Consider the following 18,714-nt stretch of genomic DNA (forward strand, 5'->3'; position numbering starts at 1 on the left):
TGCTTTTCTTATTCCCCAATTGCGTGGGGATAAACAGAGGACTATATTCTTCCGGAACGTATGATAGAAAATAGCAGATAAATAAACATTAACGATGCAATGACCGCGCCGACTTCAATAAGAGGTAATTTTAAGAAGAGCGCGGTTTGACCAGAAATGGCAGAACCGATAATCAGACCGACCATAAGAATACTGAATGCCAACAACACAATACTTAATGAAAGACGGTTGGCAATTTTGTCGAGTCGGCGAAAAATGATATTTGTTTGCTTCAAGCCTACATCCAATTCCACTTTACCTTTTTGTATAGTTTTGACGGCTTTTTTCATCTCGTTAGGCAATTCAGACAAAATTTCCGCATTCTTGATAAAAGAGTGCCAACCATTTTCTAGTAAGTAGCGTGGGTCAAATTGTTTGAATACCATCTTTTTACCGTACGGCTCAATAGCTTTCATAATACTGAATGACGGATCCAGCTTTCCTAGTACACCTTCAAGTGTAAGAATCACTTTTACTAGAATAGCGATTTCATTCGGTAAACGTATGCGGTGTCGATATGCAATGGAGAAAATTTCCATAAATACATCGCCTAGCCTTAAATCTGTAAGTGACGTTTCATAATACTTTCGCTGAATAATCTGCAAGTCACGATATAATGCATCCGTATTAGTATTTTCATGCAAAATATTCATAGTATCAAAGACATCAATTATTCTAGTAATATTTCCTTTTTGCAATGCAATAAGTAATGAAATGAAATGGTAAGTCATTTCCTTACTTAGTTGACCGACCATACCAAAATCTAAATAATGGATAACGTTTCCAGGGGCAATAAAGATATTACCGGGATGAGGATCACCGTGGAAAAATCCATTCTCCATTACCTGGGAAAGCATAGAATTCGCAATTCTTTCTGCAATAACTTGGCGATTATATCCTTCGCGGTCCAGTTGTTCGACGTTGCTCACTTTAATGCCGGTGACTAGTCCTGTTGTTAAGACAACACGCGTAGTGTATTCATCGTAAACAAATGGAACTTCAATAGTGGGGTCTTTCGCAAATTGTTGTGAGATTCTTTCTGCGTTACGGCTTTCCAGTTGATAGTCCAGTTCTTCCCGTAGAGAATGAGAGAACTCATAGATTAAATCCTTAATATGATATGCTTTCGCCCAGTCCATATTCTTTTCGAGAAATCCTGCCAGGTCGTGCAAGATGGCTAGGTCTGTATTTACTTGTTGTTGAATATTAGGTCGCTGTATTTTCACCGCTACATGTTCTCCACTAGGCAAGCGAGCGGTATGCACCTGGCCTATGGAAGCCGAGGCAAGCGGTTTTTCATTGAATTCCAAGAAGAGTTCTTCAATCGTTCCACCTAATTGATACTCGATTATTTCTCTTACGACTTCAAATGGAAATGACTCTACATGGTCTTGAAGTTTTTCAAGCTCTGAAGCGATTTCCTCTGGTACTAAATCACGGCGGCCGCTGGCAATTTGTCCAAGCTTAACGAAAGTTGGTCCGAGTTGTTCTAATGCCGTTCTTAATTTTTTGCCGACATGGTATAAATTCAAATCTACTTGTTCATCTGCAGAAGTAAACTTTCGATCTGTCAGTCCAAGCCGGAATAAGATATGACTGAATCCATTTCTCAAAAAGACATTTAGGATTTCTTGTGAACGCTGTGCATTTTTCATTCTTCTTTTTAACAAAAAGAACACCTCCGTATCTACCCTCTCTACAAAAGATACCATTGAATACCTGAAATTAAACACTAAAAAGGTCTCCTTCTCTTTATTGAAAAAAGAAAAGAAGACCCTTTCATATTAAAAGATTTTTTTCCTGTCACGTTCTTCTTTCAGGACTTCGACCGCTTCTCGAAAACGCAGCGAATGCACGTTTTCTCTCTCTCTTAGAAATTTAAGAGAATCATTAATCCATGCATCATCTGAGATATCGATGATCCATTGATACGTAGCGCGCGCTTTTTCTTCTGCTGCGATATCTTCATACAGATCAGCTATTGGATCTCCTTTAGCCTGAATATACGTAGTCGTGAAAGGCACACCGCCTGCATTTTCATAAAACAACGCATGGCCGTGATTGACGTAATGTGCACCAAGCCCGGCTTCTTCAAGTTGTTCAGGTGTCGCATCTTTCGTTAGTTTATACATCATGGTGGCAAGCATTTCCAAGTGGGAAAACTCTTCAGTCGCAATGTCATTCAGTACACCGATAACTTTATCGGGAACGGTATACCGTTGATTCATATAGCGTAATGCAGCAGCCAGCTCGCCATCTGCGCCACCATATTGCTCTGCAATGTATCTCGCAAGTTTTGGGTTACACTCTTTGACTTCTACCGGATACAATAACTTTTTTTCATAGACCCACATCAATATTCCCTCCAGTAACCTAGTGCATATTTGAGACTACATTTGCCACGGCCAAGGTGCTTGGTTCCAACGCCAGCCTGTATCCAGTGCTTGTTCTGACGGTACAGAATGTAAGGAAAGCGGTCCAAAACGCTTTTCGTACATTTTTCTCAGACTTGCCACTTCTTTAATCGCAAGTCGCCATTGCGTAAGTGCTTCCTCATCGTCAGGATGCGTGTTGGTGTAGAGTGTTAGTTCGACTACCACAAAATCGGCTTGCTGCACACTCTTCAACATATCTCTTCGTTCAGTTGCATCCATCAGGAGATCCCCTCCCTTTTTGAATAGCCGTCGACTAGTGCTGGCCACAGTGACCCGTATTGTAAAGCTTCAGCTGGTGAAAATTGTGGAAGTGAAGGAGGTTGGAAATTCATGAAAAGCTGAGGCGGTAAAGAAAACGTTTTGACTTTGACAGGTGGACACGGATCCCATGGAGATATATACGGTTCATAACTTCCTCTGAACGTATAATCCATTCATTATCAACTCCTCTACGCAAGATATGCAGCTATCTCTCGGTGTATGAATGGACCCACTCTCTCTAGCACACAAATAATTTGCAGTAACAATAGGCTCTTAGACTAGAACGGTTACAACTAATTAATATATTTATTAATAACTTGCATTCTAGTACAATGGAAGGAGACATATATGAACATGTTGAATTAATAATGGGGATATGCAACTTCAGTAGTTCTCTAGGATGAATATATACAATGAAGGAGACGTTCAAATGAAACGCAGAGATGGACTAGATGAATGATTACTCCATATTTATCGGAAGGCAGCCGATCCTAAGCCGATCTGGTGAGATTTATGCATATGAACTACTGTACCGAAATAGCGAAGAAAACTTCTTTCCAGATATAAATCCTGAACAGGCTACAATCGGTCTATTAATCAATACTTTTCTCTCTATTGGAATAGATCAGGTAACGAGTGGTGTGCGTTCGTTCATAAACTTTTCAGGAGAACTGCTGGCGCAGGATATATTTATGAGTTTGAATCCCGATCAAGTAGTGATTGAGATTCTAGAAGATGTGGAAATAACGCCTGCTTTGTTGCATCGGCTGCGCATGTTTAAGGAAGCGGGATTCACGCTGGTGCTGGATGATTTTATTTTACAGGACCAATATATAGTATATACCCAGTTATTTGAACTCGTGGACATTATTAAAGTGGATTTCATACAAACGAGTATAGAGGAGAAACATCACATTACCACGTTTTTAAAAAGGTATCCATCGATTATTTTATTGGCAGAAAAAGTTGAGACAGAGGCTGATTATCAGCTTGCATTAAAGAGTGGCTATGACTTGTTTCAAGGCTATTTTTTCGCGAAACCTGACATTATTAAAAGTGCCGAAATTCCATCCAATACATTAGTCCATCTGCGAATTATTGATTATTTCCAAAAGGATTCCCAATCCATCAATCAGCTATCGGATTTAATTATGCAAGATGTATCGATTTCTTATAAATTATTGCGCTTTATAAACTCATTAGCCTTCGATATACCACGTCAAATCAGCTCCATCAAACAAGCGATAATGATGATTGGACTAAATGAAACGAAGAAATGGTTACAAGTCTTAATGCTATATGATTTAGGCCAAGATCTACAAGATGGTCGTGTGAAAGCACTTATTGAATTATCGCTTCGTCGTGCACGAGCATGTGAACTGCTAGCGAAGTATAATAGAAAACCAAATAAAGACGAATATTTTCTCACAGGCATGTTTTCATTGATTGATGCAGTGATGAAGCGTAAATGGGAAGATATTTTGCCGTTACTTTCTTTGTCTGATGTCATTATGGATACGTTAAATGGAAAGCAAACGGAAATGAGCCCATACATGGAACTAATAGAATCGGTAGAACGTTTTGAATGGAAAACAGTAGAGCGACTTTCACGTGAATTGGAAATCCCTAAAAAAGAGTTAAGCGATATCTTTCTACAAGCCTTGCACTGGTCGCATGGAATAGAGGATGAAATACACTGAATACATATGGAAAAAGACATTTTCTCTTGAAGATGTCTTTTTTGATGTGTAATATAGACAGTTATAATCTATTTGGTAATTTCTTGTTCTGTAATTTATATAGGCAGAAGTACGTTATATCTCTTGAAATCGGGGTAAAGAGTGTAGTAAGAAAGTTACCAAATGAACACTAGGAGTCGATAAGTTTGGACAAAAAGTTCTGGAAAAATCCCGTGTTCTCTATTTCTGCCGTATTTATTCTTATACTCGTCATATTAGGAGCGACTATACCTGTACCGTTTGGTGTGGTTGCCGAAAGGCTTTATCATTTCACGACAGATAACTTTGGATGGTTCTATTTACTTGCTGTATTTATTGTCATTATATTTTTAGTTGGGTTGGCAATTAGTAAATTTGGGGCCATTCGTTTAGGTGGAGATACAGAACGCCCAGAATATCCGTTTTTCACGTGGATTGGTATGCTCTTTTCTGCTGGTTTCGGTGTAGGGCTAGTGTTCTGGGGTGTGGCGGAACCGATGAGTCACTATTTCAAGTCACCTATTGCAGGTATTGACTCACATACAGAAGATGCAGCACGTGTTGCGATGGGGTATTCTTTCTTCCACTGGGGCATTTCACAATGGGCCATTTTTGGTATAGTAGGGCTAGTTATTGGGTTTCTCCAGTTCCGAAAGAAGAAAGACGGTTTGATTTCAACAGCGCTTGAGCCTTTGATCGGAAGCAATCGTCACGTGAAGACAGGCATCGATTCATTTGCGGTTATAGCAACTGTCATGGGTATTGCTACTTCGTTAGGTATGGGTGTCCTACAGATGAGTGGTGGCCTAGAGTATGTCTTTAATATTAAGAGTACGTTTACGATTCAACTGCTGATCATTGCCGTTGTGTTCGTTGCCTATATGACGTCTGCTGCTTCAGGTCTAAGTAAAGGTATTGCATATCTAGGTAACTTTAACTTGGGTATGGCGATTGCATTATTACTATTCTTCTTTTTAGTAGGACCGAAAGTATTTATATTGGAAACCTTTACGCTGGCCATTGGAGATTATATTAATAACTTCATTACGTACAGTTTACGTCTTCAGCCTTATCAAGGCGGTACTTGGGTGAAAGATTGGACTATTTTCTACTGGGCTTGGACGATCGCTTGGTCTCCTTTCGTTGGTGCATTCGTTGCACGTGTATCGAAGGGACGAACAATCAGAGAGTTTATCATGGGTGTTATGGTCATTCCACCAGCATTTTCTTGTATGTGGATTGCAACGCTCGGTGGAACTGCACTATACAGTGATTTACGTAATGGTACACAAATCGCACAAGAAGTAGACAAGGATGTTACGTCAGCTATTTTCGCGACGCTTCAACATATGCCGATGACAGGGATCGTATCGTTCCTGGCCATTGTCTTAATCTTTACATTCTTAATTACGTCTGCTGACTCAGCTACGTATATTCTAGCGAGTATGACAACGCGAGGTAGTTTGTTCCCTCCATTAATTGTGAAATTCGTCTGGGGATTCTTGATGACTGCAATCGCGGCTGTATTATTATATGCAGGCGGATTAGAGGCTTTGCAATCCGCGTCACTCGTGTCTGCCTTACCGTTTACCTTACTTCTACTATTACTAATCTTTTCGTTGGCCAAACTACTGGCCAGAGAACCGATTACAGTCAGACCGACAGATATTCGTCAATTTGAACACGTAGAAGGTGAAGTCAAGAAGAAACGTAAACGGAAAGAAAGTGAAAAAGAAAAGAGAATGCGCAGAGAAGCGGAAAAGGCAAGAAAAATAAAAGAGAAAAACGATAGAAAGTATCAAGAACTTGAAAAGAAAAAGTATCGTGAAGTAGAGAAAGAAAAGAACGAATAGAAGAAAAGGCCGGTTCGTAGCATCATAGCGCGAACCGGTCTTTTATTAGAGAGAGGAGAATTTATGTGGCGATTGTAAAAGTTGAAGACGTTCAGTTTAAAAGGGGAGATAACCAAATCTTGCAAAATATCACTTGGGAGATTGAGCAAGGACAGCAGTGGGGGATGCTTGGCTTAAATGGTTCTGGCAAGACTTCGTTATTATCGATTATTTCTACTTATGAAATTCCTTCCAGTGGTGAAGTAGAGGTGCTAGGTAAACAATTTGGGAGTGCCTATTTGCCTGAATTACGTAAAAAAATTGGCTTTGTGAGCAGTTCTTTAGAAAAATTCTCAGACTACTTCTGGAATGAATCGATTGAACGGATCATCATTAGTGGTAAATTTGCGAGCTTCGGCATTTACGATGAAATAATAACTGAAGACTGGATACGTGCGGATTATTTAGTGAAGGAATTTCGATTGGAGCCCGTCAAAGGAAAGAAGTTCAAACTACTCTCTGAAGGCGAAAAACGCCGTGTGCTGATCGCACGAGCTATGATGGCTGATCCAGATTTATTGATTTTGGATGAGCCGTGTTCGGGGTTGGATATTTTGGCAAGAGAACAATTTCTTGAAGCAATTGAAACAGCTACAAAAAATAATGTGCATCTCGTTTATGTTACACATCATATAGAGGAACTCGTTCCCGAAATCACTCACGCGCTATTATTAAAAGAAGGAAGAATCGTAGCGAGTGGTTCTAAAAAAGAAGTGTTGACGGATGAACTGCTATCCGAAACGTATCAGGTTCCTGTAACTATTGAGTGGCATGCTGAACGACCCTATCTCTCGATGAAATAACGAAGACCTATACAGTTTATTACAAGATAGAAAGGGAATATCATAATATCTTAGACGAAGTGTTCGTGAACTGGTATTCCAAATAAGTGAGTGAAAGAGGAGAGAGCTTGTGACGAAAGAGAAACGTAAAATGACTAAAAAACGTATAGCCTCCTATGTGCTGCTTTTCGTTGCATTGCTTTATATGGGTGTCATGCTTTGGCAAACGTATAAGCCATTGCCACCCGGTATTTCCTATAAAGGGGATCTCCATCAAGTAGAGGATGTGGAGTTCATCTATGATTTAACGTACTCTAAGACGAAGTCGAAAGATCACTACAAATCAGAACTTCGTATATTCAATGAAGTATTTCAAATGATTGAAGATGCACAAGAGTTTGTCGTACTCGATTTCTTTTTAATGGATGATTACTACGATGAAAAAGAAGATTTTCCTCAAATTGCGGATCAACTAACAGATGTCCTTGTCAAGAAAAAGGAAGAGTTCCCTGACATGCCAATCGTCTACATAACGGATCCAGTGAATACCGGCTATGAATCCTATGAGTCAGAATGGTTTAAAGCATTGGAAAAAGCAGGTGTACAAGTAGTGTATACAGACTTGGAGCCTTTGCGTGATTCGATGCCTCTATACTCTGGGATATACCGCATCTTCCTTCAGTGGTTTGATTTTAATGGGGAAAACCGTTTCCCGAACTTCTTGGCGAGTGATGCGCCTGACGTGAAGTTTTCATCTTATCTGAAGTTGTTGAACGTTAAAGCAAATCACCGAAAAACTCTCGTGACAGAACAAGCGGCATTAGTTACCTCATCCAATCCTCACGCAGCTAGTGGTCGTCACGGAAATGTAGCATTCAAAGTGAAAGGTCCGATCCAAAATGATATATTGGAATCGGAAGAAGCAGTGCTTCAGTATTCTTCAGGCGGAAAGTTACCGCGTATCGAAACAGGAGAACAAAAAGGGCCCTATCAAGTTCAGTACTTGACTGAGAGCAAGGTAATGGATGCTTTAGTGAGCGATATTAAGAAAGCGAAAAAAGATGATATTATCCGTATGGGCATGTTTTATCTTTCTGAGCAACAAGTAATCCAGCCTTTAGAAGAAGCGGCTAATCGGGGGGTACATGTAGAGATTGTCCTGGATCCGAACGAAAACTCATTCGGTAGTAAAAAATCAGGTTTACCTAATCGTCCAGTCGTTCAAGAAATAAGAGAAAATACAGACGATAAAATCAAAGTGCGTTGGTACAATACCGTAATCGGTCAATATCACACCAAGTTAGTAACGGTACAGACCGCAGACAAAACATATATTACAAACGGATCTTCCAATATAACGGAGCGCACGTTACGTGATTATAACTTGGAGGCGAATCTGCGCATTATAGCACCAACCGACAGTGAGCTGACGGATGAAATCAACGCGTATTTCGATAGGATATGGAATAACGAAGATGCATTATACACTCTGGATGTAGAAGAATACCAAAATAGCCTGACATTCTTCCAACGAGGAATTTACGCATTGCAACGCTGGGCTAAGCTTACATCCTATTAACATTCGATAAGCACCGTATATTGTTAACGATGTATTAATCATATTTGATACAAAGCACGAACATAAAACATGCACAGTTTCTAAAACGAAGAAAAAGATTGGAGAGGTAGTAGATGAAGATTGTACTATTTGGAGCAACAGGTCGTACAGGTAGTGAGATCGTTCGTCATGCATTAACTGACGGTCATGAAGTAACAGCTTTGGTTCGATCACCTGAGAAGTGCAAACCTCAAGAAAAGCTGACGATTATTGCAGGAGACGTACGGGACGCCGATACAGTAAAAAAAGCAATGGCGGGTGCTGACGCAGTCGTAAGTGCGCTTGGCACTGACAAAACAACCACATTGACAGAAGCAATGCCAGCCATTATTGAAGCGATGAAAGAATACGGAATGAAAAGGATTGTAACGATTGGAACGGCAGGTATATTGAATAGTAGAACAGAACCGACCAAATTACGTTATCAATCGAATGAATCCCATCGTAAATTGACATTTGCGGCAGAGGAGCATCATAAAGTATATACTATGTTGAAAGATTCTGGCTTAGACTGGACGATAGTTTGCCCAACCTATTTACCAGATGGGGAAGCGGTCGGCAATTATCGAATCGAAAGAGAGTACTTGCCAATTGATGGTGCGCAAATATCTACCGGCGATACTGCTGCGTTTGCTTATAATGAACTATCTAAACAAGAGCATAAGGGATATAGGGTAGGAATTTCATATTAATAAATATATATATCTATGTGAGATTGTGTTCTAAGTATTGGTAGTTTTTGTATTGAAAATTAAAAAGGCTCATAAATAGTCCCTTACCGTATGATATAATAGGAGGATAGCACCACAGGGAAAAGGGGATTGGGAAACAGATGAGATGGTCCTTGAAAAATTTAATTCAAGTCGTGGCGTTACTAGCAATTGTCTTGACCTTTCTAACGAGTACAACGATAGGGTATCGTGTGAATAAGCAAGCGATAATAGATTCTACATTAGAAACCAATTATGCTTATGCCGAGAAATTGTCTTCCACAACAGATATTTATCTACGTGAAACACTAAAAATTCTTGAAGCGAATACTGATGAAATACTACCATTTATTGATCAAGAAAATGCCCAGGCGCAGTTGGGTAATATTGCGGAGCGTGTCAGATCACAGACGAGTACGTTTAATTCTGTTGTAATTTCTTCAGCAGAAGGCATTGTGCTCGGAGTTTCCCCACCCAATCTGGAAGTGCTAGGGGAAAAACTGACATCTGTTGGAGCCCAGCAAGCTGTTAGAGAAAGAAAACCCATGATATCTCAACCCTATATAGGACTCACAGGAGAACTGATTATTTTTATTAGTGTGCCGATCATTAAAGAGGACGAATATAAAGGGTTTATAGGTGGCGCAATTTATCTTAACAAACCAAACATTTTAGAGACTCTTCTAGGTGAACATTTTTATAAGAATGATTCATATGTATATGTTGTTGATGCGCAAGGAAGATTAATCTATCATCAAGAAGACGGTCGTTTGAAGGATGATGTCTCTAGTAATATAGTGGTCCAGACAGTCGTTACAGGAGAAAGTGGTTACAAAGAGTTGATCAATACAAAAGGTGTACCTATGTTAGCAGGATATGCATATGTACCCATTGCCAAATGGGGAATCGTAGCACAAAGACAACTAGATGTATCTGTTGCCCCTGCAAAAGAAATGGTGTTGGAGATGGCATTAAAGTCTTTGCCGTTATTACTCCTATCATTCTTCTTGGTTAGGTATCTATCTAGAAAGATTGCGTTGCCACTCCAAAGATTAGCTTACTATACCGAAAACAGTACAGAATCTGATCAAAAAGTAAAGATGGTAGGAATCTCTGACTGGTATTATGAAGCAAAACAATTAAAAGGAGCTATGTTACATAGTTTGGATTACTTCAAAAACGAGATGAACTACTTCATTCATCAATCCACAACAGATCCTTTGACGAAGTTAACGAATCGCCGAATGATGGATAGCTACATGAAGCAATGGGTAGACGAAGGGACACCATTCGCTTTAATTATTTTTGATATAGACAAGTTTAAACGTGTCAATGATCGTTACGGTCATGCAGTTGGCGATAAAGTACTGATCTACTTGGCAGACTTGATGCTACGAACGGTTCGCGAGCAAGATGTATGTTGCCGCTACGGTGGAGAAGAATTCGTCATCTTATTACCGAAGTCGGATAAAGTTACTGCTTATCTGACTGCAGAACGCCTGCGTGAAAAATTGGAAGACACAGTCAGTCCTTGCGGTGAAGTCATTACAATTTCAGCTGGAGTAGCTGCTTATCCACTTCACGCAAACCATCCAGCGCGACTTACGGAGTTGGCTGATCAAAGTCTGTATGAAGCCAAACGTACCGGACGTAATAAGACCATCGTCGTTTCCGATGAACCTCGGCATGAGTAATATGCCGAGGTTTTCTTTACTAGTAGATCAATAGGAAGGTGATAGAACAATGCCGGAGCACTTTATGGATAAACGCTTACACATCAAAACATTTGGTATTAGAGAATGGATTCATCAGTCATCTCATTATAATCGTTATGAAGCAACACCTTACGAGATGCTAGATTATTTATTTGCCGAACATGACCTTCTAAAAGAAGGGAGCTTGATCGACTTTGGCTGTGGAAAAGGAAGAGTACCTTTTTATGTGAATCATCTATTTTGTTTGGATACGATAGGTATTGAAATGAATAGTGTGTTACACCAAAATGCAATGAACAACTTGATGGATTATCGGCAAGCCTTTCCTAAGAGACCTGGATCTATTTCATTTGAATGCTGTATAGCGGAGAGTTACATCATTCCGGCAGATGCCGTGACGTTCTACTTTTTTAATCCGTTTTCTTTGGAAATTTTTCGAACTGTAGTTCAACGGATTCTAAAGTCAGCCGAAAACTCCCCTCGTGCATTGGAAATCATTCTATATTATCCGACCGACGAGTATGTTTATTTCTTGCATCGTCACCCATTATTCGAAAAGATAGCGGAGATACCGATTACACATTTGCAAATTCACGACAAAGCAGAGCGTTTCTTAGTCTATACGTACAAACAGCCCTGATCATTTAGATCAGGACTGAATTATTTTCATGTAGAAAGACTGAACCGCTGACCAATCCAGAAAATTAATTCCATCAAGAGTGCAGCTAAGATTCCTACTAGCAACCCGCTTGATAAGAGAGGTTGAACGAGCTCAGGAAGTGAAGAAAACACAGTAGCTGGCAATGTCATAATAGATAACCCGAGAAGTGCAGGCAATGCAACTCGATATATGGTTTTAGGTTCGAAAGTTAATCCTTCCACGCTGCGCAGAGCAGATCGAAATAATTGTAAATATGCTACGAATAATACCGTGTTTCCAACGCTTTGAGGAATAGTGGAAAAAAAAGCACTTAAAGGCGGTACGAGTCCAAGGATAATAAACAGAATGGAGCCGATAAAGAAAGGGGCTCTGTCCTTTATCCCACTGGACTGTAGAAAACCGATGGATGAAGCATAAGGTGCATACGGAACGAGACCCAGTGCACCCGCTCCAATATTCATGCCTCCTGTAATGAGAAATGAAGTTTTATACTGACTTTTAGTAGTTTCTTTTTCATATATATCTTCCGCACCTTTTAGGGTAGCGATGGTATTCGTCGTATTCAATAAACCTGTAATGACCACTGTAATCACGATACCGATTTCAAGTGTCGGCTCACCCCAAGGAAACCATTGGATAAACGGCGTAGTTTTTATCGTTTCAGTAGCTACTTGCGGAAAAATCAGCACAGCACTAACCCAACCAACGGTCATACCGATGAGCAGATTCAAACTGCTGATGATCCCTTTTCCTTTCACATGAATCAGAATCGTCAAACCTGCTAGAGCGAATGAAAATATAGTCTTCGACAAACTGATGAATTCACCGTCATTGAGACCAATCATTCCTTTTAAGAAGATGGTAATCAACTGATTAGCCAACAATAGCAAAAACACGAACATTACAGCAGGTGTAAACCACTTCTTCAGAATATCACCCATGCCGAGCATACCCAGTGTAGCTACCAGAACACCGGAAATCATGGCGCCTACTGCAATACTGCCACCAACTGTAGTTAGACTTAAGCCCATCGCACTCGCAGTTCCGGCCAAGCTGAGTACCACACCCCACCATAAACCTGATTGACCTTCCATCAATGCCAATCGATGTCCAAATGCTCCTTGTAGTAAACAAGCCATTCCTGTGAAAATAAATGAGCGCTGTATAGCAGAAACGATTTCTATCTGCTCAAGCTCAAAAGCAGTACCGACCGAAATGGGGATTACCACTGTATTAGCGAACATAAAGAACAACCATTGAAATCCAGCTAACGCAGTAATTGAATACCGCATTTGAGTAGTACCCATTCTCATCTCTCCTTGTAGTTATTTATCTATGTATGTCAAAAAAATTGAAATATAAAGAAAACTATAGCACAAAATCAATAGGAAGAATAATATTTCTAGTACTACCTTGATGAAAAAGTAATTTATCGTTGATCACATATAAAAGTAGTGAGGCTGGGACAAAACCCAAAAATGCATGAAGGATCATTCTTCTCCTTCATGCATTTTTCTTTTTGACTACGTATTTATAAAAGTAACTTTTGAGATACAGGAGCGTACCTTTTATAGCGTAGGAGAGAGGACTATTTTCTAGTGAGATCCCAGCCTCATATTTCAAGACTTTATATTATTAAGTAACTGTAGAAGTTCGTTAGGCGGCACGGGTCTAGAATACAAGAATCCTTGTGCTTCATCACATTCTAGTTTCTTGAGGAATTCGGCCTGTTCGTATGTTTCGACCCCTTCAGCAATCACCCGTAAATGTAAGTTCTTAGCCAAATCAATAATAGCTTTGACAATCACCGAATTTGAATGCAATTCTCTGACGAAAGATTGATCAATTTTAAGATGAGTCAGAGGAAACTTAGTTAAATAACTTAATGAGGAATAGCCTGTTCCAAAATCATCGATGCTAATTTTAATACCGATATCACGTAGCTCTTGTAAAATACTTTGGCAATAATCCACGTCAGATGTCATACTCTCTGTAATTTCAATATTCAAGTATTGTGGCTGAAGGCCCGTTTTATGAAGTGTGTTCTTAACATCTGCCACGAAACTACTACTTTTAAACTGGCGTAAGGAAACATTCACGCTCATCAATAGTGAAGTGTAGCCTAAGTCTTGCCACTCTTTCGCCTGTCTACAAGCAGTCTCTAGCACCCATAAACCAATAGCAAGAATCATCCCGGTTTCTTCAGCTATAGGTATAAATTGCCCGGGAGGTATCACTCCTCGAGAAGGGTGTTGCCAGCGTACTAATGCTTCTATACCAATCATATTTCCTGTGTTGAATTCATATTGCGGCTGGTAATGTAATGACAATTCCTTTTTTTGAAGTACTTGACGTAATTCCATCTCTATTAACGTTCTTTCCATCAAGTCTTTATAAAGTTCTTCTGTGAAAAATTGATAGGTGCTTTTACCAGATTGTTTTGCTAAATACATAGCAGAGTCTGCATTACGAATAAGCGTATCGTATTGTGCTCCATCGTCTGGAAACATGCTGATTCCGATACTTGGAGCAATAAAGACTTCTAAGTAATCGATAAGGAAAGATTTTGATATTTCATTGACGATTCGCTGAGCCACCATTTGTGCACCTTGTTTCGTCGTAGAAGAACACAGAATAAGAAACTCGTCTCCACTAAGTCGACCGACCAAGTCATTTTGTCTGACGAGTGTTTGTAATCTTGCACCAACCGCTTTAAGCAGTTGATCACCTACAAAGTGCCCCATGGAGTCATTGATATTCTTAAAACGATCCAAGTCCATATAAAGCAGGGCAAAAGGTTGTTGGTTGTTTAAACGGGTCTCAATTAAGTCTTCCACTGTCTGTTTCAGTAACCTTCTATTTGGCAATCCAGTTAGATGGTCGTGAAATGCCATATGTTCTACTAAACGTTCAACTTCTTTACGATCGGTAATATCACTGGCGGTACCGACAACTTCGACTACATTCTCACCTTCAAAAATAGGAGAGAGATAAACTAGAAAAGTTCTTGAGTGATAGTCAATTTCAAACTGTCCAACTCGGCCCAGTAAAGCTCCAAGAAGCTGTCGCTTAAATGTAGACGACATGAACGCTTTATTCGTTGTGAGCTGGTTAAGTGTATTCGCAGTGATACCCAGTTGTTCGGCTACTTTTCCTTCTAGTAATGTAATATTGATTTGATTATTTTCATCAAAAGAATATTTAAAAATAGCATTTTGAAGATTTTTCACGGTCATAGTAAAATCATTTTTTAATGCCAATTCCAGTGATTTTTCCGCTTCCATCTGAGAGGTCACATCTTGGCGTATGGAAATATATTGAAATGGTTTACCGTCTTGGCCGATAAACGGAACAATAGTAGTATGGACCCAATAAAAGTTTCCAGACTTAGACTTATTACGGATTACGCCTCTCCATACTTGTCCGGACTGAATCGTTTCCCACATATTCACAAAGAAGCTTTTAGGATGTGTACCTGAGTTGACTACCCGATGTGTTTTGCCGATCAGTTCCTTACGTGAATACTCCGAAAGGATACAGAAGCGATTATTGACATAGGTAATTACGCCTTGAGGATTAGTAATAACGACTACTGCTGATTCATCCAGTGCATATTTAAAGTTTTGCAAGTCGGTACGGGTTTTGTCATACTCGTTTGATACCAGTTTGGATCGGGTGACATCAATATCGAGAGAGAGATAACCCGTTAAGTTTTTGGCAGAATCATAAATGGGAACAATATTGATATCCAACCAGTGCACTGTACCTGACTTAGAATAAATTTGTATAGACTCTTGATAGACGGTAGCATGGAGAAAATGCTTTGTAAGCGTATAAAGCATCTCTTCAACAGAGAGATTTTTATTTAACTTTTTCCACGTCCTACCTATCAATTCATCTTCGCTATAGCCTGTCAGCTCACAAAAGTTCTGATTTACATAGGTGAGATGACCATTTACATCGATGAGTGAAATACAGAACTTTTCATCAAGTAGTGTGGACAGATGTGAAGAAATACTAGGAGTATATAACGCCATAAAGGCACATCCTTTCTTTAAGTAAAGTTAGGGGATAGAATAGTCCTTGATTTGGAAGCTAAGAGTTGTGAAATTATATAAAAATACCTAATAGGTAGAAGTAAATATATCAACTGTCTGATTATAGCATGAATAAGAGAGTTTTGAACTAGTTATTGAAGTAAATAAATGTAGGTTATTAGGGGTATTAGAAATATTAAAGCATTGCATAGGAAAAAGATCATGGAAGCTTTGTAGGGCCTCCATGATCTTTTATCTCTTCGGTTCGTATTGAAGTGTTTTGAATAACTTATCACGCTCTGTATCTGTTAGTTCTCGCCATTCACCAATCGGGAGATCACCCAGTTCAATAGTAAGTATCCGCACACGTTGCAAGCGGCGTATATGATAGCCGAGAGCTGCGCACATTCTACGGATTTGACGATTTAAACCTTGCGTCAATATAATAGAAAAAGTTTTAGGACCGAGTTTTTTCACCGTACAAGGTTTCGTTACAGTATCGAGAATCTTCACTCCGTTTTCCATTTGTGAAATAAATGAGGCGGTTAGGGGACTATCCACGGTCACGATGTATTCCTTTTCATGACCGTGTTCTTCTCTCAGGATTTCATTGACGATATCACCATCGTTTGTTAATAGTAATAAACCGTCGGAATCTTTGTCCAAACGTCCGATGTGGAAAATTCGTAATGGGTGGTTAACAAAATCTACAACATTACCTTCAATATGACGTTCTGTTGTACTAGTGATACCTACTGGTTTATTCAGTGCAATATACACTAACTGCTCTTCTTGTTCGACTAGTTTTCCGTCGACCTCTACTTGATCGCCTGCCTCGACTTTACTTCCAAGCTCTGCCAATTGTCCATTGATTTTCACACGACCGTCGGCAATCCACTGATCTGCACCTCGTCTGGATACAATACCTGCACCACTTAGAAATTTATTGATCCGCATAAAGATTCTCCTTCCGCACTTTTTACCATAAGCTAATTATAGCATTTTTCCCGTAAGAAATTGTTGACATTAAAGATTCAGCATATTAAGATAAGTATAATAACTAGATGGACAGAAGGTTTCGATAGCGGAATCGTCCCGGCAGATGAGATGAGTTAGCAGAGAAGAGAATAGCGAAAAGATATGAATAAGAAGAGTAGCGATTGCATGTGCTTCCTAGAGAATCAGTGGTTGGTGAAAACTGATACACATCATTCGTGAATGGACTTATGGCAGCTGTTTTGATGAAAAACAGACGTTTGCCCGCGTTAAGGGCAGTGTGAAAACACATAAAGTGGGAGTGCTTCGGTGCTTCAATTTGAGGTGGCAACGCGGTTACATAATCGTCCTCTGCAACAGGCTAACTGGCTCTGTTTGCAGAGGGCTTTTTCTATTTAATTATAAGAACTATACAGCAGTCCATAGAGAAGAGGAGAATGATTATGATGACAGTGCAGAAGAACTTACGGGTAACGACGCGAAAGATTGAAGGAGATTCCTTAACTCCTATTTTGATATTTAGAAGATTGAAAGGAAACCATAAGTTCCTATTGGAGAGTTCTTCGCAAGCAGATGGGTCAGGGCGCTATTCATTCATTGGACTGAATCCGCAAAAAGCCTATCGTGGTCGGGATGGTGTAGTAGAAGAGATCGTCTACTCAACGAATAGAACCTATACGCATGAAGGAGATCTGTATACTTTATTGAAGCGTCTCATGCCTCGTATTACGGAAGATGCAGGATTTCCGTTTACAGGCGGTGCGGTTGGTTATGTAGGATACGGTGCAGCTAGGAATGGTGAACAACGAACAGCTGATGATCTTCAAATGCCGGATGTCTACTTTAATATTTACGATACGATTGTGATCTATGACCATCAATTGCACGAAGTGACATTACTGCATACAGAAATCAATCCGGTATACGAAGCACCCGACTTGGACGCCATCGAAGACATGATTGTTAATGGCTCCGTCGATAAAGAGGATAGTGTTTCTCTATCTGATTATCGTTGTGCTATTTCCAAGGAAGAATTTGAGCGTCGTGTTCAGATTGTTATTGATGCAATTAAAGAAGGACAGGCGGAACAAGTCGTTCTGTCACGTCGCTTTGAAGCAGATATTACAGGTGATCCATTTGCGTTGTATCGTAAACTGCGTCGCCGCAATCCATCTCCGTATATGTATTACATGGAGTTTGAAGATCATACAGTAATCGGAACGTCGCCCGAAAGTCTTGTGCGTGTCACTGGAGATAAAGTATTAACAAATCCGATTGCGGGCACACGCAGAAGAGGGCGAGATCAAGCGGAAGATGAAGCGCTCGAAATCGAATTACGCCATGATCCGAAAGAGCTGTCCGAACACGATATGCTAGTGGAAGTAAGCAAGAAAGAATTGCAACAAATCTGTCGTCCCGAAACGATTGAAGTCTCAAATTACTTGGAAACAGTTCGTTATGAACATGTTATGCACTTAGTTTCCGAAGTGATGGGTGACCTGGCTCCAGGATTAAATGCACTGGATGCGTTAAAAGCGACAATGCCAGCGGGTACTGTAACCGGTTCTCCTAAAACGGTCGCCATGGATATGATTGATGAACTGGAAGATCAGCATCGTGGAATTTATGGAGGCGCTATCGGCTACATTGGTCTAAACGGTAATATTGACTTCGCATTAACGATCCGTACAATGCTCGTAAAAGAAGGCAAAGCGTATGTCCAGGCAGGTGCCGGCATAGTAGGGGCTTCTGTCCCTTCACTAGAATATAAAGAAACGTCCAATAAAGCTCGTTCTTTACTAGAAGCAACACAAATGACAAAGTGATTACCAAGACACAGGCATTACTGA

The 18,714-nt window shown here is 39.9% G+C and carries 15 protein-coding genes and 1 other annotated feature; of the genes, 8 read left to right on the forward strand and 7 right to left on the reverse strand.

All coding sequences use genetic code 11. The annotated features are described in order from the left end of the window. Positions 1-41: 41 nt before the first annotated feature. The 4 genes from CSV73_RS03820 to CSV73_RS03835 all read right to left on the reverse strand — a co-directional run bounded on the left by CSV73_RS03820 (position 42) and on the right by CSV73_RS03835 (position 2,908). Complete coding sequence (locus tag CSV73_RS03820; RefSeq protein WP_085132083.1) at positions 42-1,709, reverse strand: ABC1 kinase family protein; 1,668 nt, start codon at positions 1,707-1,709, stop codon at positions 42-44. 114 nt (positions 1,710-1,823) lie between these two features. Beyond that, a complete protein-coding gene (locus CSV73_RS03825; RefSeq protein ID WP_085132082.1) occupies positions 1,824-2,393 on the reverse strand; it encodes a manganese catalase family protein in 570 nt (189 codons plus the stop codon). Between the two features lie 36 nt (positions 2,394-2,429). Next, on the reverse strand, positions 2,430-2,693 hold the full coding sequence (locus CSV73_RS03830) for a spore coat protein CotJB (protein ID WP_099626694.1): 264 nt from the start codon (positions 2,691-2,693) through the stop codon (positions 2,430-2,432). After that, positions 2,693-2,908 (reverse strand): spore coat associated protein CotJA, encoded by a 216-nt coding sequence (locus tag CSV73_RS03835; protein WP_099626695.1) that lies wholly within the window; start codon positions 2,906-2,908, stop codon positions 2,693-2,695. The genes CSV73_RS03830 and CSV73_RS03835 overlap by 1 nt, the downstream gene beginning before the upstream one ends. A 279-nt stretch (positions 2,909-3,187) precedes the next feature. Between CSV73_RS03835 and CSV73_RS03840 the strand changes: the two genes are divergently transcribed. From CSV73_RS03840 to CSV73_RS03870, 7 genes are all read left to right on the forward strand, one after another. Further along, on the forward strand, positions 3,188-4,435 hold the full coding sequence (locus CSV73_RS03840) for an EAL and HDOD domain-containing protein (RefSeq protein WP_099626696.1): 1,248 nt from the start codon (positions 3,188-3,190) through the stop codon (positions 4,433-4,435). A 185-nt stretch (positions 4,436-4,620) separates the two neighbouring features. Continuing rightward, a complete protein-coding gene (locus CSV73_RS03845) occupies positions 4,621-6,306 on the forward strand; it encodes a BCCT family transporter (RefSeq protein ID WP_085132078.1) in 1,686 nt (561 codons plus the stop codon). A 65-nt stretch (positions 6,307-6,371) separates the two neighbouring features. After that, positions 6,372-7,148: an ABC transporter ATP-binding protein gene (locus CSV73_RS03850; protein ID WP_099626697.1), complete on the forward strand. Its 777-nt coding sequence runs from the start codon at positions 6,372-6,374 to the stop codon at positions 7,146-7,148. A gap of 109 nt (positions 7,149-7,257) precedes the next feature. Then, the gene (locus CSV73_RS03855; RefSeq protein ID WP_099626698.1) at positions 7,258-8,706 is read left to right on the forward strand and encodes a phospholipase D family protein; all 1,449 of its coding nucleotides are present in this window, start codon (positions 7,258-7,260) and stop codon (positions 8,704-8,706) included. 113 nt (positions 8,707-8,819) lie between these two features. Further along, positions 8,820-9,437: an NAD(P)-dependent oxidoreductase gene (locus CSV73_RS03860; RefSeq protein WP_085132075.1), complete on the forward strand. Its 618-nt coding sequence runs from the start codon at positions 8,820-8,822 to the stop codon at positions 9,435-9,437. A 140-nt stretch (positions 9,438-9,577) separates the two neighbouring features. Then, on the forward strand, positions 9,578-11,149 hold the full coding sequence (locus tag CSV73_RS03865; RefSeq protein ID WP_085132074.1) for a sensor domain-containing diguanylate cyclase: 1,572 nt from the start codon (positions 9,578-9,580) through the stop codon (positions 11,147-11,149). Positions 11,150-11,198: 49 nt separating this feature from the next. Continuing rightward, entirely contained in the window at positions 11,199-11,810 is a 612-nt protein-coding gene (locus CSV73_RS03870; protein WP_099626699.1) for an SAM-dependent methyltransferase, read from the forward strand. A 26-nt stretch (positions 11,811-11,836) separates the two neighbouring features. Here the strand turns inward: CSV73_RS03870 and CSV73_RS03875 are convergent, their stop codons facing one another. From CSV73_RS03875 to CSV73_RS03885, 3 genes are all read right to left on the reverse strand, one after another. Next, positions 11,837-13,138, reverse strand: coding sequence for a uracil/xanthine transporter (locus CSV73_RS03875; RefSeq protein WP_232319235.1), 1,302 nt, complete (start codon positions 13,136-13,138; stop codon positions 11,837-11,839). Positions 13,139-13,450: 312 nt separating this feature from the next. Further along, the gene (locus CSV73_RS03880) at positions 13,451-15,868 is read right to left on the reverse strand and encodes a bifunctional diguanylate cyclase/phosphodiesterase (protein ID WP_099626700.1); all 2,418 of its coding nucleotides are present in this window, start codon (positions 15,866-15,868) and stop codon (positions 13,451-13,453) included. A 252-nt stretch (positions 15,869-16,120) separates the two neighbouring features. Beyond that, a complete protein-coding gene (locus CSV73_RS03885) occupies positions 16,121-16,825 on the reverse strand; it encodes a pseudouridine synthase (protein WP_085132071.1) in 705 nt (234 codons plus the stop codon). A gap of 174 nt (positions 16,826-16,999) precedes the next feature. Continuing rightward, positions 17,000-17,219 (forward strand) — a binding site (T-box leader). A gap of 88 nt (positions 17,220-17,307) precedes the next feature. Between CSV73_RS03885 and CSV73_RS03890 the strand changes: the two genes are divergently transcribed. Next, positions 17,308-18,690: an anthranilate synthase component I family protein gene (locus tag CSV73_RS03890; protein ID WP_233202838.1), complete on the forward strand. Its 1,383-nt coding sequence runs from the start codon at positions 17,308-17,310 to the stop codon at positions 18,688-18,690. Positions 18,691-18,714 lie beyond the last annotated feature (24 nt).

This window comes from Sporosarcina sp. P1 (assembly GCF_002743155.1).
Lineage (GTDB): Bacteria > Bacillota > Bacilli > Bacillales_A > Planococcaceae > Sporosarcina > Sporosarcina ureae_B.